17 protein-coding genes and 1 pseudogene are annotated in these 19,435 nt (G+C 44.5%); 9 read left to right on the top strand and 9 right to left on the bottom strand.

Going from position 1 to position 19,435, the window contains the following annotated elements:
- Window positions 1-10: 10 nt before the first annotated feature.
- A complete protein-coding gene (locus tag KFE98_05240) occupies window positions 11-421 on the bottom strand; it encodes a DUF2141 domain-containing protein (protein UTW63559.1) in 411 nt (136 codons plus the stop codon).
- Window positions 422-656: 235 nt separating this feature from the next.
- Between KFE98_05240 and KFE98_05235 the strand changes: the two genes are divergently transcribed.
- The 8 genes from KFE98_05235 to frr all read left to right on the top strand — a co-directional run bounded on the left by KFE98_05235 (window position 657) and on the right by frr (window position 10,617).
- Complete coding sequence (locus KFE98_05235; protein ID UTW63558.1) at window positions 657-5,786, top strand: DUF4082 domain-containing protein; 5,130 nt, start codon at window positions 657-659, stop codon at window positions 5,784-5,786.
- A 56-nt stretch (window positions 5,787-5,842) separates the two neighbouring features.
- Window positions 5,843-6,493: a YceI family protein gene (locus KFE98_05230; protein UTW63557.1), complete on the top strand. Its 651-nt coding sequence runs from the start codon at window positions 5,843-5,845 to the stop codon at window positions 6,491-6,493.
- Window positions 6,494-6,647: 154 nt separating this feature from the next.
- A complete protein-coding gene (gene rplM, locus KFE98_05225) occupies window positions 6,648-7,103 on the top strand; it encodes a 50S ribosomal protein L13 (GenBank protein UTW63556.1) in 456 nt (151 codons plus the stop codon).
- A gap of 6 nt (window positions 7,104-7,109) precedes the next feature.
- Window positions 7,110-7,496: a 30S ribosomal protein S9 gene (gene rpsI / locus KFE98_05220; protein UTW63555.1), complete on the top strand. Its 387-nt coding sequence runs from the start codon at window positions 7,110-7,112 to the stop codon at window positions 7,494-7,496.
- A gap of 132 nt (window positions 7,497-7,628) precedes the next feature.
- Window positions 7,629-8,369: a 30S ribosomal protein S2 gene (gene rpsB / locus KFE98_05215; protein ID UTW63554.1), complete on the top strand. Its 741-nt coding sequence runs from the start codon at window positions 7,629-7,631 to the stop codon at window positions 8,367-8,369.
- 29 nt (window positions 8,370-8,398) lie between these two features.
- Window positions 8,399-9,217 (top strand): elongation factor Ts, encoded by an 819-nt coding sequence (locus tag KFE98_05210; protein ID UTW63553.1) that lies wholly within the window; start codon window positions 8,399-8,401, stop codon window positions 9,215-9,217.
- 87 nt (window positions 9,218-9,304) lie between these two features.
- Window positions 9,305-10,012, top strand: a complete 708-nt coding sequence (locus KFE98_05205; GenBank protein ID UTW63552.1) for a UMP kinase — start codon at window positions 9,305-9,307, stop codon at window positions 10,010-10,012.
- Window positions 10,013-10,053: 41 nt separating this feature from the next.
- Entirely contained in the window at window positions 10,054-10,617 is a 564-nt protein-coding gene (frr, locus tag KFE98_05200) for a ribosome recycling factor (protein ID UTW63551.1), read from the top strand.
- A 28-nt stretch (window positions 10,618-10,645) separates the two neighbouring features.
- On the opposite strand, the gene KFE98_05195 is transcribed toward frr, so the two are convergent.
- The 3 genes and pseudogenes from KFE98_05195 to aspS form a co-directional block, all read right to left on the bottom strand.
- Window positions 10,646-11,290, bottom strand: coding sequence for a hypothetical protein (locus KFE98_05195; protein ID UTW63550.1), 645 nt, complete (start codon window positions 11,288-11,290; stop codon window positions 10,646-10,648).
- A gap of 179 nt (window positions 11,291-11,469) precedes the next feature.
- On the bottom strand, window positions 11,470-12,114 hold the full coding sequence (locus KFE98_05190) for a hypothetical protein (protein ID UTW63549.1): 645 nt from the start codon (window positions 12,112-12,114) through the stop codon (window positions 11,470-11,472).
- Window positions 12,115-12,212: 98 nt separating this feature from the next.
- Window positions 12,213-13,963 (bottom strand): annotated as a pseudogene (gene aspS, locus KFE98_05185) (aspartate--tRNA ligase).
- Between the two features lie 104 nt (window positions 13,964-14,067).
- Between aspS and KFE98_05180 the strand changes: the two are divergent.
- Window positions 14,068-14,511: a nucleoside deaminase gene (locus KFE98_05180; protein UTW63548.1), complete on the top strand. Its 444-nt coding sequence runs from the start codon at window positions 14,068-14,070 to the stop codon at window positions 14,509-14,511.
- On the opposite strand, the gene KFE98_05175 is transcribed toward KFE98_05180, so the two are convergent.
- The 5 genes from KFE98_05175 to KFE98_05155 form a co-directional block, all read right to left on the bottom strand.
- Window positions 14,508-15,257 carry a response regulator transcription factor gene (locus KFE98_05175; protein UTW63547.1) on the bottom strand — a complete coding sequence of 250 codons (750 nt, stop codon included), beginning with the start codon at window positions 15,255-15,257 and terminating at the stop codon, window positions 14,508-14,510. The genes KFE98_05180 and KFE98_05175 overlap by 4 nt on opposite strands.
- A gap of 131 nt (window positions 15,258-15,388) precedes the next feature.
- Window positions 15,389-16,144, bottom strand: coding sequence for a response regulator transcription factor (locus KFE98_05170; protein UTW63546.1), 756 nt, complete (start codon window positions 16,142-16,144; stop codon window positions 15,389-15,391).
- Between the two features lie 62 nt (window positions 16,145-16,206).
- On the bottom strand, window positions 16,207-18,216 hold the full coding sequence (locus KFE98_05165) for a histidine kinase (GenBank protein UTW63545.1): 2,010 nt from the start codon (window positions 18,214-18,216) through the stop codon (window positions 16,207-16,209).
- Window positions 18,108-19,022 (bottom strand): hypothetical protein, encoded by a 915-nt coding sequence (locus KFE98_05160; GenBank protein ID UTW63544.1) that lies wholly within the window; start codon window positions 19,020-19,022, stop codon window positions 18,108-18,110. The genes KFE98_05165 and KFE98_05160 overlap by 109 nt, the downstream gene beginning before the upstream one ends.
- Window positions 19,022-19,387 (bottom strand): hypothetical protein, encoded by a 366-nt coding sequence (locus KFE98_05155; GenBank protein ID UTW63543.1) that lies wholly within the window; start codon window positions 19,385-19,387, stop codon window positions 19,022-19,024. The genes KFE98_05160 and KFE98_05155 overlap by 1 nt, the downstream gene beginning before the upstream one ends.
- Window positions 19,388-19,435: the final 48 nt, after the last annotated feature.

Here is a 19,435-nt window from a genome sequence, read left to right as displayed (position 1 = left end):
TAGGAAAGAATTACTTTAATTCAAAGGTAATAGTCTGGTCTTCGGAAAGGTCAAATAAAACATCCTGGTAGTCGGGTTTGCCTAAAGTTCCGCGGGCATCATTGGAGAAGCCATAGGGTTCGGTAGGAACTCCCAAGAAATTGGTGTCCAGCTCTTCATTGCCATTAACATCATGGTAAGCAGTGACTCCATATTTTCCGGGTTTTAAGAAAAGGGTTACGGAGGCTTCGTTGTTGTACACGGGTAAAACCATTTTGGAAACATCCTTTTCCGACTCATTTTGAATCAAAACCATGATTTTTCCATCCGAAGTAGATAGGTTCGAATAAGAAATCGTCAATTTTTTTACCGGTGTTTGCGCATGGCCTTTAAGTGTTAAAATTGACAGGCACAGAATGATCAGAAGCTTCAGTGTTTTCATAGACTCCGCTAAAATCTGAATAAAATAATTGTTGAACTAAGATTTTGTGGAATCAAATTGATTTTCATCGAAATACGCGGCAAATTGAGCTGAATTAAAACCTTTATTCAATCTCGTCGTATAGTTTTGATATATACGTCTGAATTTAGGATTAGGGAAAATGACGAAATTCAAAATGGCGAGCCTACTATGGCTTGCAACTTTATTTATTGGGGTAACAACTGCGTACTCGCAGGTGAGTCCGCTGAAGCTGGAAAACCCCACTTTGACAAACCAGAATATTAACTGGAATTACAATATGGGTTATCGATTCACTGCAAATGTGAATGGACAGATAACCCAACTCGGTGGTCGATGGACCGATGGAGTGGTTCACACCGTACGATTGTATTCCTATCCGTCGGGTACGCTGCTGGCATCCACGAATGTGACCGGTTCTATTAATTGGGCCTACAACACATTAGGAACAGCGGTAAACGTGACTGCCGGTTCGGAGTACGTGGTAGCGGTTCGATTAAACTCCCAGTCAAGCGGGTGTTACTCATCCGGAACCAACATCGCTCTTCCGATTAATCAAGGTGGAATTACCATTTCAAATACCTCCTACGCTTTCGGATCCAATAACATGCCAACCAATAATGTGACCACGGCCATGTATGGTCAGGCAGACATTACTTTCGTTCCCTGTATTTTCGCCGGTACCATTACTGCCGGTTCAGAAAAAGTTATTGAAGGAGATAGTACGACCCTAACCGTACAAAACAACATTGGAAGTATTCAATGGCAATCTTCATCAGACGGAGTGAACTTTACAGACATGCCTGGTGCAACTGGAATTCAAGTCAGTTCTGGAGCCATCACTTCTCAAATGTACTTTAGAACACGTACCACTTCTGGAGGTTGCGGTTCCGATACTTCAAACATGTTAGTTGTTTCCCGGGAGGATCCATTTTATCCTTTGCGGGTGCAAAATCCTGCTGTGACCGGACAAAACCTAAACTGGAATTACAACATGGGTTATCGTTTTGAGGCCACTCAAAACGGACAGGTAACTGAATTGGGTGGACGCTGGAGAGACGGCGTTCAGCATACCGTTCGTCTTTATGCTTACCCATCGGGAACCGTTTTAGCTACGGCTAATGTGACTGGATCTATGGATTGGGCATACACCTCTATTACTCCAGTTAATTTGACCAGCGGACAGCAATATGTAGTGGCGGTGAGGTTAAATGCGCAGTCGAGCGGAACCTATTCTAACCTATCCACTCCACAAAATTCGGCCGGGGTTGAGATTTTGAATGGAACTTATGTTTCTTCAAGCAATGTGATGCCAACAAATTCCACTACTAGCTATGTCTATGGATTAGCTGATATGCGTTTCGAGCCATGTGCTTATGCCGGATTGTTGAGTGCGAGCCAAACTTCTCTGAATAAATGGGATAGTGTGACCATCAATTTGGTCAACAATATTGGTTCCGTTCAATGGCAACAATCTACGGATGGAAGCAACTTTACTAACATCAGTGGTGCAACAGGATCTTCCTACAATACCGGACCTCTGGGTCAAACCATGCACTATAGAACTTACGTTTCGGGAGGAGGTTGTTCTGGTGATACCTCTACCGTTTTGACGATTACTGTAACCGACCCGGATTACCCACTTCAGGCTTTGAATCCTCCAATCACGGCTCAAAACCTGAACTGGAATTACAATATGGGCTATCGGTTCACGGCCAACGCCAATGGAAATGTTACTGAATTAGGTGGCCGTTGGAGAGACGGAGTTACTCATACTGTTCGCTTGTACTCCTATCCTTCTGGATCTGTTTTGGCTACTACCAATGTTACGGGCAACGGAGATTGGTCTTACGCAAGTATTTCTCCAGTGAGCCTAACCAGTGGACAGCAGTACGTTGTAGCCGTTCGCTTGAATAGCCAGAGCTCTGGATTATACGGTTCGGTTTCTATGCCGACCACCAGCGGGCAGATTACCATTAATGGATCTTGCTACGCCAGTTCTACGAACAATATGCCTACCAATATTATTACCTCCACGGTTTATGGTCAGGCCGATATCAAATTTGAGCCTTGTGTATTTGCCGGTGTAGTTTCTGCTACCGATACATTGATTTGTCCTTCAAGTGGAACCACTTTAGAAGTAGTTGATTCTGAAGGATCGATTCAATGGCAGAGCTCTTCTGATGGAACTAATTTTTCGAATATTTCTGGAGCTACCGATACTGTTTACAACGCCTCTAATTTGGCGGCACGAACATACTACCGGGTTCAAACTTCTGCTGCTTGTGGAACGCACATTTCCAACGTGGTTTCAATCGGAATCATTGGAGGTGGCCTTCACGGTGAATGGACGGGTGAAAACAGCACCGATTGGTTTGATGCTTGTAACTGGGCTGATGGTCAGGTGCCCTTGGCTGAGGATAGTGTGATTGTTCCATCAGGAACTACGCCTCCATCCAACATGCCCAACATCATTTTGAAATACCTGGAGCTCAATATAATCGGAGACTTTACGCTGGCCAATGATTTGACACTTACCGAAGGTTTAGTGCTTAACTCTGGTAGATTGAGATTGGCAAACAGCAATTTGATATTGAACGCCAGTGCCACTATTACAGGGGGGCAATCCACGGCTTACATTCAGGCCAGTGGAAACGGTGAGATTCGTAAAATTTATTCCAGTGCAGGTTCTACGATTACCATTCCTGTAGGTGATAACTCTCAGTTCACACCGATTACCTTCTCGTTAAACTCGGCTACCTTGGGTTCAGGAGCTTATTTCTCCTTCCGTTCTGTAGACCAGAATCACCCAAGTTTAGGTACGCCTACCAATAGAATTACCCGTTACTGGGTTGTTGGCGGAAACAACGTGAGCAACTTCAACTACAATGTGACCCTGTCTTATGCAGACATTGATATTGTGGGAACGGAATCCTTAATAGTTGCCCGTTTTCTGGATCCTACAAACCAGTGGAGCAGCTTTGGTTCTGCCCAAACAGCCTCTAACCAGCTTTCGGCTACAGGTGTAACCCAGTTGGGAACATTTACCGGAGGCGATGATCTGCCCTTCCAGTCCAATCAGGATGGAGACTGGAATACGGCCAGCACTTGGTCGGGAGGAACAGTCCCAGGGCCTACTGACGACGTGACCATTTTACCTGGTCACCGGGTTACCGTAATGTCCGCCACTACCGTTCGTTCCGTCTCTGTGAACAATGGCGGAGTGATTGATCTTGCTGGAAATGACCTGAACGTGGAAGGCGATTGGTCCGGTTACGGTCAAATCGATGGAAACGGATCCATTGTGATGAATGGAACTTCGGCTCAGCAAATCAGCGGAACGACAGAATTTGGGGTCTTGGAAATTGACAACTCAGCTGGAGTGGCTGTGGTAGCCGGTTCTACATCGATCCGCACCCGTTTGGAGATTACTACCGGTAATTTTAACGCGGGGGGAAGAATAACCTTAATCTCTGATGCGTCCGGAACAGCAAGCATTGGTGAGATTACAGGTAGCTTATCAGGAACCATTACTTCTCAGCGACATATTTCTGCTGTAAACTCAGTGGATTACCGCCACATCTCAACACCGATCGCCAACTCTACTTTGAATGATATTAAGTATGATGCGACCAACAATCCAAATGGAATGTATTTCTACGGCTTCTCTGGGTCTAATAATCCGAGTGCTGGAATATCTTCCTGCTTCTATTTCAATGAAGCGGCAGCTGGTTCATCAGGAAGCTTTAATGACGGCTGGCAAGCTCCATCGTCCATTGGAAATTCCAACAACTACTTGAATGTACTCTCTTATTATTCTGGTGGTCCTAATTTCTCTTCCTATGACTTTAGCTTAAGTGGAGCTCCTAATCAAGGAAACATTACTTTGTCCAACTTGAGCTTTACTGGCGGAATGGGATGGCACTTGATTGGTAATCCTTATCCATCATCCATCGATTGGAATCAAGTGAGCTTGGTTGGAGTTGATGCAGTTGGTTATGTATTTACCGGTGGTGGTTATGTAGCTACTAATTTGCTTTCTCCTTCCAACTACATTGCACAGTATCAGGGATTCTTTGTACACGTTAATAGTGCCACCAATTCCATATCCTTCCAGGAGAATGACAAAGTGGATACCGATGCAGCTTTCCGCAAAGCGGCGCCATTGAGTAACCGCTTCAAGTTGTCATTGAAAAACTTGGGAGAAGACATTGTTACTTATTGTGCTTTGGATTTCAAGCAAGATGCAACGCTTGATTTCGATGGCAAGCACGATGCTTATATCATAGGTAATCCTGGAGCTATTCCTGACTTAGGATTTGCTATGGGCGGAGATGAATTACAGGTAAGCGCTGTTCCAGCTGGAATAAAAAAGCTGGAAGTTCCATTAATTACCCGTTGCCATGAATCCGGACAATTTGAATTGCATGTAGATCAGGTGCCAGAGGGTAATTTCTGTATGGTGCTTTATGACAAAAAGGAAAATACTTACCGTTCCTTGTCACAAGGAGATACTATCCGATTCTCTTTAACAGCAAATGAAAATGTTCACCGCTACGTCCTTCAGGTGTCTCAACCTTATGAAGAGTTGTATTACTCCACCGAGACTTGCCAGGGAAAAGAAGATGGTGACATTCTATTAAGTAATGTAGATCCTGCAAATTGGTCCCTTAGTGTGTTTGATCTTCAGGGAAACAGTCAGCTAATAGAAGTAGACGGACATTATCAAAAGGCCAAAGATTTGGCGCCAGGAATTTACAAGACCGTAGTGTCCGATGTACAGGGACAGTGCGAATCTCAAACTGAATTTATAACCATCACTGAGGCTCCAGGTAATTTTGCTGCATTTGAAGTGGTGAATTTGGGAGCTGATTTGGCTGGTGAAACCGAGGTGTCCTTTTATAATCAAAGTGAAGGAATGCGAACCATCGCCTGGATGTTTGGTGATGGTGAATCATCGAATGAAACGAATCCTACACATATATTTAAAGAGGAGGGAGTGTATACCGTATCTCAATTGGCTTTAGTAAATGCCGAATGTTATCAGGTACTAACCCAGGAAGTTGTGGTATCTGGAAACACCTTGTCTGCCGACATGACTTCTGCTTCTTCTATCCGCATTTATGATACAGGATTAGAATGGGTGTTGGAATTACCACGTGGAGAAGAGGACGTTCGTTTGGATGTGATGGATGTTAACGGTAAGGTTTTGGAAAGCTATCAGTGGGAAAGACTCGAAGCCGGAGAGCACCGGGTAGCACACGAATCCTGGTCTCAGGGATTGTACCTCTATCAATACCATTCTTCCGAAAGCGATTTGGCTGGAAAAATAATCCAGGGAAAATAAACCGCTTGCTGGCTGATTTGTACCAAATTTGTTAGCAAATCTCTCAATTGGAAATCATGAAGTACTGGACAGGTCTATTTATGGTGGCCTCAATTATGCTGACCGCCTGTGGTGGTGAGTCGGGGTCGAATGAAACCGAAACAAAAAAAGAAAACCTAAAACTCGACAGCGAAAGCTGCAGCTACACCATCGACCCAGCGTCGGTTAGTGTGGATTGGACGGCGTTTAAGTTTACCGAAAGGACTGGCGTTGGCGGAACCTTTGATTCTGTGAGCGTAGTAGCCAATGGTACAAAGGAAAACCCTGCTCAGCTGCTCAACGACGCTCAATTGAGTATTTACACCTCGAGCGTGAATAGTAACAATGCTGATCGCGATAAGAAAATTGGCAACCGCTTCTTCGGTAACCTAACCGATGGTGAGATGATGCAGGGTGAGGTTGTGGCCATGAATGAGGAGGAAAATTTGGTGGAAGTACGTTTGACGATGAACGGAAAACAGCAAATTGTAACTATGGATTATGAAATCGACGGTCTTTCCCTCACTTTGAAAGGTTCAGTTGATTTGGCTGAGTGGGAAGCTACTGCTGCAGTTGATTCACTCAACGCTGTATGTTACGAATTGCACAAAGGAGAAGACGGCGTATCCAAGCTTTGGAATGATGTGGATATTACCGTAAAGGCCCTTCTGGAGAAGAAGTGCAACTAATTGGTATACTGTATTTACAGGTGCAAAATTATCCTCAAAAGATTTTGTGAGTTATCTGTGTAGGAAAGTTTTGTACATTCAAAATATAAATTCTAAATTTGCACCCCCGATTTTGGGGGTGTTTGTTTTTAGTAACAATTAAAAGAGAAGAGTTTTGGATACTTTGAGTTATAAAACAGTTTCAGCAAACAAGGAAACAGCTGACAAGAATTGGCTGCTTGTAGATGCTGAAGGACAAACTCTGGGAAGATTGGCTGCACGGGTGGCGTTTTTGTTGAGAGGAAAGCACAAGCCTAGCTTTACACCTCACGCGGACTGCGGAGACAACGTAGTTGTTGTGAATGCCGAGAAGATTACCCTGAGCGGAGCCAAGATGGATACTAAAGAATACGTTCGTCACACTGGATACCCAGGTGGACAGCGCATTACTTCAGTAAGAGAGATGTTGGAAAAACATCCTGAGCGTGTGCTTGAAAAAGCGATTAAAGGTATGTTGCCTAAAAATCGTTTGGGAAGCCAGCTTTACCGCAACCTTCACGTTGTGGTTGGAAGCGAGCACAGCCACGAGGCTCAGAAGCCTGTTTCATTTGATATTAATACCATTAAATAAGAATTTATGGCAGTCATTAATACAGTAGGTAGAAGAAAAACAGCCATTACCCGTGTTTACATGACCGAGGGAAAAGGATCCATCACGGTTAATAAGAAAGCGGTTAATGAATATTTTACCTCTGCAGAGCACCTGCAAATCATCAATAAGCCATTTCAGGTAACAGAGAATGCTGGAAAGTTTGACGTAAAAGTTAACGCCAGTGGTGGTGGAATGAGCGGACAGGCAGAAGCTTTGAGTCTGGCTATCGCAAGAGCTTTGGTTAAAGTAGACGAAGAGTATCGTCCTGCTTTGCGTGCTGAAGGCCTTTTGACACGTGACCCTCGTATGGTTGAGCGTAAGAAGCCGGGTCAGAAGAAAGCTCGTAAGCAATTCCAGTTCTCTAAACGTTAAGAATTTTTTCAGAGGTTCTGTATCCAATCCTGTGGCATCGTGCTACAGGATGCTCCTTTTTGGTGGAGTCGCTGGAATGAGAACCTGACGCTGGCCTGGCAGATTCCAGGAGTATTTTTTAAATAGTTAATCATGGCGAGAACCAATTATCAAGAACTTCTGGAAGCAGGAGTTCACTTTGGACACCTCAAAAGAAAGTGGAATCCCAACATGGCTCCTTACATCTTCATGGAGCGCAACGGAATCCACGTAATCGATCTTCACAAGACCGTAGCAAAACTGGAAGAGTCCTGCAACGCATTGAAACAAATTGCTGCTGCTGGAAAGAAAGTTTTGTTTGTTGCTACTAAAAAACAAGCACGTGATGTTATCTCAGAAGCTGCTTCTTCTGTAGATATGCCTTACGTAACTGAGCGCTGGACAGGTGGTATGTTGACCAACTTTGTGACTATTCGCAAGGCGATTCGCAAAATGGGTCAAATCGAAAAAGTACTGAACGATCCAGAAGCTACCGGTGTAAACAAAAAAGAGCGTTTGTTGCTTAAGCGTCAAAAAGACAAGTTGGATAAAAACTTAGGTTCTATCTCCGATTTGAACCGTTTGCCCGCTGCTCTTTTCATCGTTGACGTGAAAAAAGAGCACATTGCAGTAAAAGAAGCTCGTCGCTTGAACATCCCAACATTCGCTATCGTGGATACGAACTCTGATCCAAGTTTGATCGACTTCCCAATTCCTGCGAACGATGATGCGGCCAAGTCTATCGACAAGATCTTGAGCATTGTTGCCGGAGCGATTGGCGAAGGTTTGGCTGAGCGCAAAGCGATCAAAGAAAAGCGCCAAGCTGAAGCTGCTAAGGAAAAAGAACAAGCATAATTACACTAACATTTCAATAAAAGAGAAAAATGGCTGTAACAGCTGCAGAAGTTAATAAGCTCAGAAAGCAAACCGGATTGGGCTTGATGGACTGTAAAAACGCCTTGGTTGAAGCTGAGGGTGATTTTGAAAAAGCCATCGAGATTCTGAGAAAGAAAGGACAAAAGATCGCCGCTAAACGTGGTGAGAATGATGCTGCCGAAGGTTATGTAGTGGCTAAAACTGCTACCGACGGAAAAAGCGGAATCAGCTTGGTATTGAACTGCGAAACTGACTTCGTTGCTAAAAACCAGGATTTTGTTGACTTTGCAAACGCTATTGCTGACCTGGCTTTGAACAACCTTCCTTCTTCGAAAGAAGAGTTGGCTGGTTTGGACATGGGTGGTGAAACCGTTGCTCAAGCAATCGAAAACCAAATGGGTAAGATCGGTGAGAAGTTGGAAGTTTCTGACTACGGAATGATCTCCGCTGAGTGTGTTGTAGCTTACAACCACCCAGGTAACCGTACGGCTTCTTTGGTTGGAATCAACAAAGAAAATGCTGAAATCGGAAGAGACGTTGCTATGCAAGTAGCAGCTATGGCTCCTGTTGCTTTGGACGAGTCTGGTGTTTCTGAAGAAATTAAGCAGAAGGAAATGGAAATCGGTAAAGAGCAAGCTATCGCAGAAGGTAAGCCTGAGCAAATTGCCGAGAAAATTGCTGTTGGTAAATTGAACAAGTTCTTCAAAGAGAAAACTTTGATGAACCAGGAGTTTATCAAAGAAAGCAAGAAGACTGTAAAGCAATACTTGAAAGAAGTTGACGGCGATTTAGTCGTTGAAGGATTTAAGTTGATTACCCTGTCGTAATCATCTTTAATAAACTGTTAGAAAAAGAGAGATTGGCTCAGCCATCTCTCTTTTTTTTGTCCTAATTTTCCGATTCAAAAGGATGATATGAAGTACAAGAGGATATTGTTGAAACTCAGTGGAGAAGCCTTAATGGGCAATAAGGATTTTGGAATCGATCACGATCGTTTGCAGACTTATGCCGAAGATATCATCCAGGTTATGGAAACGGGAGTGGAGCTGGCCATTGTAATCGGCGGAGGAAATATTTTCCGTGGCGTGCAATCGGACAACAGTGCCATCGATCGCGTTCAAGGCGACTACATGGGTATGTTGGCTACGATGATTAATTCTATGGCACTTCAATCTGCTCTGGAAGGGGTGGGTCTGAAAACCCGCTTGCTTTCCGCTATTAAAATGGAACAAATCGCTGAACCTTTCATCCGAAGAAGAGCGGTACGTCACTTGGAAAAAGGCCGTATTGTGATCTTTGGCGCAGGTACAGGAAACCCTTATTTTACAACAGATACGGCTGCTTCTTTGAGAGCTATCGAAATTGATGCGGATATTATCCTAAAAGGAACCCGCGTGGATGGAGTATACACAGCCGATCCCGAAAAGGATCCTTCAGCGAAACGTTTCGACAAGATTTCATTTGAAGAAGTACTGCTTAAGGGGCTTAACGTAATGGATAAGACGGCCTTTACTCTTTGCCAGGAGAACAAATTGCCCATCATTGTGTTTGATATGAATAAGCCCGGTAACCTGAGAAAGGTTGTAGTAGGCGACGAAGTGGGTACCCTGGTTGATGTGTAAGGGAAATTTCTATTTTTACGGCACCTAAAACTGATTGAGATATGGAAGAAGAGTTAGGAATGGTATACGATATGGCCAAGGATTCAATGAATAGTTCCCTGGACCACCTGAAGAAAGAATTGCTAAAAATTCGAGCTGGAAAAGCTACACCAGGAATGCTCGATGGAATCATGGTAGAATACTATGGATCCAATACTCCTCTGAGTCAAGTATCCAATGTGAATACGCCAGATGCCAGAATGATCTCGATTCAGCCTTGGGAAAAGCAGATGCTGGATCCTATCGAAAAGGCGATTATCAACTCCAATTTAGGTTTCAATCCTCAGAACAATGGGGAGATGATCATCATTAATATTCCACCTCTTACTGAAGAGCGTCGCCGTGATTTGGTAAAGCAGGCAAAAGCCGAAGGCGAAAAGACCAAAGTTTCTGTTCGCTCTTTCCGTAAGGAAGCCAATGATGAGCTTAAGAAGCTTAAGAATGACGGATTGCCAGAAGATATGGCGAAGGATGGAGAAGAAGAAATTCAGTCCATTACCAATGCTCATATTAATAAGGTGGACAAGCTGATCGAAGAGAAAGAAGCCGACATCATGTCGATCTAAGCCTCACCCGATCCCTCACTTTTACGTATTAGAATTTAAATCCGGCAACAAGCCGGTAGGAAGTAAACCCGATTCCTGAGCCACTTTGCTGGCTGGGGTGTCCTAATCTTCCAATGCTTCCTTCCACGCCTGCCATAAATATTTTGTAGTGGTAGTATACCGCTGGAATGGTGCGTAGGTTTAGCGCAGCTGTTTCACCTAATCGGCCCCCATTGCCGGGAATAGCCCATCCCAGGACCAATTGCGGACCAAAGCGAACAACCGCATCAATGGCCATATCAGATCTGGGAGAATAACTAATAAAAGGACCCACTTCGGTGGTAATGTAATAACTGAAGCCCTCAGCATCTTCCTCATTGGGATCGAGCGGTGTGTATCGGCTTCGAACAAAAGTGTTTTTTAAATAGGCGGCATCAATACCGAGTCGCCAGCGTTCTCCTAATGGGATGCCGTTTAAATAGAACATGTTGCCAATCTGAAATCCAAAACCGTTGGCTTGTCGCCGGTACAAATCCAGCTCGTAGTTTTCAGCATCTAAGTCGGCCTCCTCAAAGTGCTCACCTGGCAAATAGTAGTGAAGCCTTAAAGAAAATCCATTTTTAAACGCCTTTTTTTGGGCATAGGTAGATTGACAAAGAATCGCTAAGAGTAGAGTAAAAAGAATACGGTACATAAGTCTGATTAGTTTGCATGGGTTGTAGAATTAATCCATTTAGATCAATTATCGTGCCCATTGATTTCTTTCCACCGTAGAGGAGTCCGTTAAGGATCGTGAAGCAGGGTTGGATTATTTAACTTCACCTAAGTAAGGAAGTGATGGATTGAAGGAAAGTGATTTAGTAAGGAGCTGTTTTAAAACTTGATTCCCAAAGATAATCTCCAAGCGGTAAACCCGGTGGCGGTTGATGTATTTCCTAACTCTCCAAAGCTGGCGTCAACTCCGGTAAAGAACATTTTGTATTGGTAGCGGAACGCTGGAACAGCACGAAACCGCAGACCAATTTGTTCCGTTAGCAACCCGCCAAAGGGAGAGTTGATCCCGATGGCAATTTGAGGCCCGAAACGACAGCCCAAACTCAATCCCATATCTTCTGCCACCTGAAAGGCAACTAACGGCCCAATTTCGGTCCCTAAGAAGAGGAATTGAGCTCTTTCCCGATAAGGACTTCCATCGAAGTCATAAACGGACTCAAATTCATAATCAGCGCTGAGAAAGCTCAAACGGAAATAAGCAATGTCAAGGCCTATTCTGAATTTCTCTCCCAGGTTGATATCGTTAAAATACACCCAATGACCAAATTGGCTACCAAAACCTATGGTTTGACGAGAAAACTTTTCTTCCAAATACTGCTTGGCTTCCATATCAGAAAACTCAAAATATTCTCCCGGATGATAATAGTGGAATCCTACGTTAAGGCCGCTATCGAATAAATCCTTTTGACCCCACAACAAGCTCGTGGGAAGGATAAGTACCAGAAGAGTAAGAAGTGTTCTCATTTTTGATGGCATTTGAGATTATACAATCCAATCGAAAGAAAGTTTTCGATTCGCTGCAATCAAGAAAATTTTGGAAGCTTTGCTCAAAGCGCCGAAAACTATTCTTCGAGATTCAGGCTCAGGTTCAATTCATCCAATTGAGCTACATCAATTTTGGATGGTGCATCAATCATCACGTCTTTTCCGGAGTTATTTTTCGGGAAGGCGATGTAGTCGCGAATGGAATCTGTTCCTCCGAAGATGGCACACAAACGGTCAAATCCGAAGGCGATACCGCCGTGAGGAGGCGCACCATATTCGAAGGCATTCATCAAGAAGCCAAATTGCTCCTGAGCCTCTTCCGGGGTAAATCCAAGCACGTTGAACATTTCCTGCTGAAGATCCTTATCGTGGATACGAATAGAACCACCACCTAATTCCACACCGTTGATCACCATATCGTAGGCATTGGCTTTTACCTTGCCAGGCTCGGTCGCCATCAAATCGCGGTCTTCTGGTCTTGGAGAAGTAAATGGATGGTGCATGGCGTGCCAGCGTTTGCTGTCCTCATCCCATTCAACCAATGGAAAGTCCACTACCCACAGAGGAGCGTAAGTATTAGGATCGCGCAATTCTGTACGGTTACCCATTTCCAATCGGAGTTCGCCCAATTGCTTGCGGGTTCCAGCTTCCTGACCTGACAAAACCAATAGAAGATCACCAGGCTTGGCTTCCAATCGGGCGGCCCATTCTGCCAGGTCTTCCTGCGTGTAGAATTTATCCACAGAAGATTTGAATGATCCGTCTTCGTTGCATTTTACGTAAACCAATCCCTTCGCACCAATTTGAGGTCTTTTTACCCAATCCGTGAGTTTGTCCAATTGCTTACGGGTGTAATCGGCCACGCCAGGAACACAAATTCCAGCTACCAATTCGGCTTGATCAAAAACGTTGAAGCCCTTGTTTTGTGTCAGGTCATTTAAATCAGTGATGCGCATGCCAAAACGAACATCGGGCTTATCCGAGCCGTAGTATTTCATGGCATCGTCATAGCTCATTCTGGGGAAGTCACCCAAGTCGATTCCTTTTACTTCCTGGAAAAGGTAGCGCGCCAACCCTTCAAAAGTTTGCAGAATGTCTTCTCGTTCTACAAAGGCCATTTCGCAGTCTATTTGAGTAAACTCAGGCTGACGATCAGCACGAAGGTCTTCATCTCTAAAACAACGAACAATTTGGAAGTAACGGTCATAGCCACCAACCATCAATAGCTGCTTAAAGGTTTGTGGAGATTGAGGCAAAGCGTAAAACTCACCACTGTTCATACGAGATGGAACGATGAAATCACGAGCCCCTTCTGGGTAGATTTAATCAAAACCGGAGTTTCGATTTCCATAAATCCCTGGCGGTCCAAAAACTTGCGAACCGATAGAGACAATTCATGTCTTAATCGAAGGTTCTTTTGCAAAGGATTTCTTCTCAAATCGAGGTATCGGTATTGCATGCGAAGCTCTTCACCGCCATCCGACTCGTCTTCGATGGTAAAGGGAGGTGTTTGAGCGGCATTCAAAACACGAAGTTCTGTTACCTGGATCTCAATATCTCCTGTATCCATGTTCGGGTTTTTATTTTCCCGTTCCACCACGGTGCCTTTTGCCTGAACTACGAATTCACGTCCTAGGGATCGAGCTTGTTTGCACAATTCCTCATTCAAATCGAGGTTGAAGGCAAGCTGAGTGATGCCATAACGATCTCTGAGATCCACGAAAGTTAGTCCCCCTAAATCACGGGCTCTTTGTACCCAACCGGATACAGTTACTTCCTTTCCTGAATCGCTTAAACGGAGTTCTCCACAGTGGTGTGTACGATACATAATGCTTCCAATTTGTTCGCGCGAAATTACGGATATAAGCTAAGGAAACGGGCATGGAATCGAGGGAATATTTTGCACTACTTTTGAAGCAAATTTCAAGCGGTATGATCACGGTTCAGTCAGACGAGCATTTCATGAAACAGGCTTTGCAAGAAGCTGAAAAAGCCCGAGACCTGGAAGAGGTTCCGGTAGGAGCTGTTATCGTCTGTAAAGGAACCATTATTGCTCGTGCCCATAACCTTACCGAAAGGCTAACCGACGTGACCGCACATGCTGAAATGCAGGCTATTACATCAGCTGCCGAATTCCTGGGAGGAAAATATTTGAATGAGTGTACTTTGTACGTTACGCTCGAACCCTGCGTGATGTGTGGAGGAGCAACCCACCTGGCTCACATGGGTAAAATCGTATACGGGGCCGGGGACTCCAAACGTGGATTTTCTCGATTAGGGGCGGGCGTACTTCACCCAAAAACCGAAGTGGTTTCAGGCATTATGGAACAAGAATGTGCTGATATTCTTACGACCTTCTTTCGGGCCCGTCGTTAAATAAAATTGACCCGGTCGGTAATGCGTTCCATTACCTCGCTGCGAATTTTCCGTCCAATGGTTATTTCGGTACCATTCTCCATGGTTACCAATCCACCATCTTTTTTGCAAATGCTGCGGATGAACGCCATGTTGACCACAAAGGATCGACTCACTCGCAGAAAATTGTTTTCTGGAAGTGTATCAGTTAAATGTTTGAGGTTTTTGGAAATCAGAAACTCGTTTTCGGTAGTTACGATTTTACAATAGCTTCCTTCAGCTTTGAGGTAAAGCACATTCTTTAAATCAACAATTCGAAAGGAACCGTTGTAAGGGATGGCAAACTTTCCGGGTTCTTCTGCGGCCCCCGATTGAATGACTTGATTGAGCTGCTTACTTCGGGCGATTCGATCCAAAGCACGGGATACAGTTTTGATAAAATCGTCGCGATCCACGGGCTTGAGAATGTAGCCGAGCGCTTGTTTTTTGAAGGCTTCTACCGCGTATTTCTCATAGGCCGTTACTACGATGGTTTCGAAACTCGGGTTAATGAGGGTTTCTAACATTTCGAGCCCGTTTCGATCAGGCATTTCAATGTCAGTAAAAAGTAAATCGGGTTTATAGGTTTGAGTAAGGTGCTGGAATTCCTCCGAGTTTTGGCTGGTGGCTATTACTTCAACTTGAGGGAAATACTTCTGGAGTCGTTTTACAATTACCTGGATTGCATTCGGCTCGTCATCAATGATCAAGGCTTTGATCTTATCCATTTTGGTTTCGAGGCTAAGATTGACAATTTTAGTTAACTAGGTAGGCTGACCAGGTAAGCAACCGTACTAACAAAGTTAACGAAAAGAATTTTCCAAAAAGGATACGAGGTCTTGACGGACCGAAAAAACCGTTAAATGAAGTTCAGGCGTTCGTTGAGTTTTTCCATGATAGCCGGGCGGTTCGAGGCTCCAATTTCCACTCTTTCACCATTGTTTAGAATGAGATATCCACCATCATTTTTGTGGTATTCCTTCACCATTTCCAAATTCACAATGTGCGATCGGTGCACCCGTAGGAAATAGTCTTGTTTCAAGGCAGACTCGATGCTCTTAAGATTTTTGGAGACCATGATTTCGCCTTCATTATCGGTAAAAATCGTAGAATAACTTCCATCCGCTTTGATGTGAACAATGTGCTCAGGATCCAAAAACTTATGCCCATACAAGGTAGGAATCGCCAACTTGGCTTTTTCTTCCAAGGCTACACGTTTTAGAACTTCCTTCACATTCTGAGGCTGGCTCAATTTTGCTTTAACCTTGTCTACTGCCGTTTTCAAGTCATCAATGTCGATAGGCTTAAGGACGTAATCAATGGCTTCGTTTTTAATGGCCTGAATCGCGTAATGATCGTAAGCCGTGATAAACACCACGTGAAACTTGCGATCGCCTACTTTTTCCAACAGGTCAAAGCCGCTTCCCAGAGGCATCTCTATATCCAGAAAAACCAACTTCGGTTGATTGGCTTCAATGGCTGCAATTCCATCTTCCACATTGTGGGCCGTAGCCAGTACATCAATTTCCGGACAATACATTTCCAGAAACTTTGAGAGTACGTTTACAGCATTGACTTCATCATCAATAATTACAGTAGAAATAGATTGCGACATAGATGTGTTTTTGGGAACTCTTTCAAAAATACGAATAAGTAGGCGGTTAATGCCAGTATCGCTTAACGGCAGGGCACTAAGAGTTCAACTCTCGTACCTCTCGGTTCACCGGACTCATTTTTGAGATCGATGATTTCGTAGTGAAACTGGTCGTCGAATATGGCCTGGAAGGCTTCGAGCCTCTCCCGGGTGATACGCAGACCTTGGGATTTAAACTTTTTGGATTGTCTGCCTGCGTGAAAATCCCGACCTACTCCGTTGTCTTCTATGGTGCAGTTCAAAACATGTTCTCCGGCCCGTGAAATGGAAACGGTGATTTGTCCTTGTTTCTGACCAGGAAGAATGCCGTGGAGGATAGCATTTTCTACAAAGGGTTGCATGAGCATGGCTGGTATTTTTAGACTATCGGCATCCACATTGGGTTGAATCTGAATGGCGAAATCAAACTGCTCGTTAAATCGAATTCTTTCAAGCTCCATGTACAGTTCCAGAGAATGAATTACCTCCCGAAATGGGGAGAAGGTTTTGTCTGAGTTGTTCAGCACCAATCGCATTAACCGAGCAAATTTGGTGAGGTACTTATTGGAGCGTTTGAGGTCATTTTCGATAAGGAAGTTTTGGATGGAGTTGAGTGAATTGAAAATGAAGTGCGGATTCATCTGAGCACTCAGGGCTTTAATTTTTAAGGAGTTCAATTGGTTTTGGAGGAAGTTTTCCTTCCGTACTTTATTCACCTGCCGCCTAATGATTAAACGTACAATGGCTGCTAAAGCCAAGAGCATCAAGGCGATAAACCACCATTGTCTCCAAAATTGTTGCTCCACTACAAATGGAATTCTCACCGGTTCCTGAGACCATTCACCGGCTTCATTTTGAGCCGAGGCTACAAAGGTGTAGCTGCCGGAAGACAGGGCCGAGTAGCTAATTTCTTGTTGCGTGCTGTAGTTCCAGGAAGTGTCGGGCTCCAATCGATAACGGTAGAGAATCGCATCTTCAATTCGGAAATCACGAGTAAGCAAGCGGAAAGTGATGCTGTTTTCGGAAGGGGGTAGCCGAAGACTTCCTGCTTGACCTTTCCATTGTTCTCCCGTATTGATTTTGGCCTCAATAGTAAGGTTGTCCGGTTGAAGGTCGAGGTAGTCCAGATCCAGAACGGTTAATCCTTTTCTCGTACCAATGAATAGGTTATTTCCTGATCGAGCCAAACCATTTATCTCGTTGCTCATGAGGCCATCGGAAAGGTCCAGAATGCGTTCCACAGAATCCCTCCAAATGACCAAGCCTTTATTGGTAGCTACAACCAGTCGATCCTCGAAGGCCAACAAGTCGCGAACAAATGAGGTGGGCAGACCTTCGGACTTACCGACAAACTCAAGATTATCCTCTTTGACGATTCCTATTCCCTTGCCTTGGGTAGCCAGAAGAAGGCGGCCGTTGGACCAAAGCAATTCATCAATTCGTATGTCTTGAGTGCCCGGGAATAGTTTTACCGAATCCCCATCGAATGTGTACAAACCACTCAAGGTTCCCAACCACAACTTTTGCGTGTTTGGATCATGGTGAAGGCAGTTGACCCGTTCCTGAAAACCGATTTCCGCAGAATTGAAAGTCTCCTTGTCTCCCTCGAAGTAGGCAAAACTGTAGATTTTACCCACCCAATACTCTCCTTGCTTCTTACCTGGGGCAATACAGAGTCCACTGATAGGAGAAGAAAAAGGTTCCTTTTGGCTCACCGTGTTGCAAAGCAGGTAGTCTTTGCCTTGAGCTTTGTAGATAGCATTGATAGGTGACTCCGATTGCAAAAAGAGTTTTGCTTGCCCCGATATCCAGTGATCATACTGCAATTCGTAGAGCACGTTTCTGGTATCTGAAAAGTAAATCCCCTTCTCAGTGGTTTGAATTCGCTTAACGTCGGGATCTTCAATACCTGAAATGGATCGGTAATGAACCATATAAAGGTTTTTCAGGTGATAAACCCCATCCGAATAGGTCCCGATCCAGATGCCTTTTCGCTGATCCTGGCAAAGGGCCGAAACAGCATGCTGAGGCAAAATTCGATTAACTTCCCCCATCGATCCGGATGAGTAACCAAGAGACCATGATAGGAGCCAATCCATAGATTGCCAAATTCATCCTGAATCAACGCACCAGTGGTTCTGCTTTTGAGATCCAAGGTTCGTAGATCACCGTTTATTCCCAATTGCCAAAGCTCATGTCGGGTTAAGATGTACCAGCATTTTCGAGTCGAATCGAATTCCACTTTTCGGATCATCTCCCGACCGGAAGAAGGTAGAGCAATGGTTGGTGATTTCTGCAAGGGTTCAAACAGAGAATCTTTTAAAGACCCGCCAAAAACGCCCGATTCGGAATCCCAGGAGATGCCTGGTGCAGCCGGCGTAGGTTTCCAGTTGCCCTCTTGATCGGCCAAAACAAAATAGCCCTCTCTTCGGCTGCCGGACTGAACTCCGAGCAACAACTTGTTAGATGCATTAAACCCAAGGGAGGTGATTTGATCCGTTCCCAGCTTTTCGAGTAGTGATTCGTTTCCTTGGTAGGCTCGGGCAGAATCGCCGACCCACGAAAGTTTCCGGTTAAATCCAAGCATCCAAACCACTCCAGAATCTTGGATGGCAAGCTTTACGATGGAGTTATCGGCTAAGCCATCTTCGGCTGTGTAAGTCTTAAACAAGTAGCCGTTGTATTGACAAGCTCCAAGATCTGTTGCGATCCAAATATCACCGGTAGGGGACTGTTGAATGTCGTATACCTGAGATCCGGGCAGTCCCTCGTTTACACCATAGTGCCTCATTTGAAATTCCTGGGCACTAAGCGATAGACTGAGGAACAGAATTCCGAATATGATCCACCCGTTTTTCATTAGGAATCTAAGGTTTTACTGTACCACATCCGAAGGACTACTTTTTGAAGTTCACGTTCCAGAATGAGATGAGTGATTAATTCGTGTTCCGGCATGTCGGAGAATTCGATGCGAGCCCTGGCCAGCTTTTTTTCCGAAACATCAATTCGATATAAGGTATGCATCAGCCAGGAATAGTCTTGTTGCAGCCAGTTTTTGACCAAGGGTTGAACCTGTTGCTCCAATTCAGGGTAGGCTTTATCCGGATCCCCGCTAAGCGGAATTGACTGGTTTAACTGCAAGTCCTTTTCCAATTGCTCCGCCACTTTTTGGATGACCATTAGCCGGTTTTTGTAACCATTGATGTCGGGGATGGCATCATTCATAAACCCGATTGCAATCTTGATTGTTCAACAAAATATTTAATGCGATGT

Source organism: bacterium SCSIO 12741 (assembly GCA_024398055.1).
GTDB lineage: Bacteria > Bacteroidota > Bacteroidia > Flavobacteriales_G > Salibacteraceae > SCSIO-12741.
Note: the sequence above shows the minus strand (reverse complement) of the source record. Positions and strands in the feature narration are given on the sequence as shown.

What these genes read in the sequence shown, in the direction of transcription:
- rpsB (UTW63554.1), top strand. Translation starts at nt 7,629, where the DNA reads ATGGCGAGAACCAATTATCAAGAACTTCTGGAAGCAGGAGTTCACTTT.
- KFE98_05230 (UTW63557.1), top strand. Translation starts at nt 5,843, where the DNA reads ATGAAGTACTGGACAGGTCTATTTATGGTGGCCTCAATTATGCTGACC.
- KFE98_05165 (UTW63545.1), bottom strand. Translation starts at nt 18,216, where the DNA reads ATGGGGGAAGTTAATCGAATTTTGCCTCAGCATGCTGTTTCGGCCCTT.
- KFE98_05180 (UTW63548.1), top strand. Translation starts at nt 14,068, where the DNA reads ATGATCACGGTTCAGTCAGACGAGCATTTCATGAAACAGGCTTTGCAA.
- KFE98_05175 (UTW63547.1), bottom strand. Translation starts at nt 15,257, where the DNA reads ATGGATAAGATCAAAGCCTTGATCATTGATGACGAGCCGAATGCAATC.
- KFE98_05170 (UTW63546.1), bottom strand. Translation starts at nt 16,144, where the DNA reads ATGTCGCAATCTATTTCTACTGTAATTATTGATGATGAAGTCAATGCT.
- KFE98_05190 (UTW63549.1), bottom strand. Translation starts at nt 12,114, where the DNA reads ATGAGAACACTTCTTACTCTTCTGGTACTTATCCTTCCCACGAGCTTG.
- KFE98_05155 (UTW63543.1), bottom strand. Translation starts at nt 19,387, where the DNA reads ATGAATGATGCCATCCCCGACATCAATGGTTACAAAAACCGGCTAATG.
- rpsI (UTW63555.1), top strand. Translation starts at nt 7,110, where the DNA reads ATGGCAGTCATTAATACAGTAGGTAGAAGAAAAACAGCCATTACCCGT.
- KFE98_05160 (UTW63544.1), bottom strand. Translation starts at nt 19,022, where the DNA reads ATGAAAAACGGGTGGATCATATTCGGAATTCTGTTCCTCAGTCTATCG.
- KFE98_05210 (UTW63553.1), top strand. Translation starts at nt 8,399, where the DNA reads ATGGCTGTAACAGCTGCAGAAGTTAATAAGCTCAGAAAGCAAACCGGA.
- KFE98_05195 (UTW63550.1), bottom strand. Translation starts at nt 11,290, where the DNA reads ATGTACCGTATTCTTTTTACTCTACTCTTAGCGATTCTTTGTCAATCT.
- frr (UTW63551.1), top strand. Translation starts at nt 10,054, where the DNA reads ATGGAAGAAGAGTTAGGAATGGTATACGATATGGCCAAGGATTCAATG.
- KFE98_05240 (UTW63559.1), bottom strand. Translation starts at nt 421, where the DNA reads ATGAAAACACTGAAGCTTCTGATCATTCTGTGCCTGTCAATTTTAACA.
- KFE98_05205 (UTW63552.1), top strand. Translation starts at nt 9,305, where the DNA reads ATGAAGTACAAGAGGATATTGTTGAAACTCAGTGGAGAAGCCTTAATG.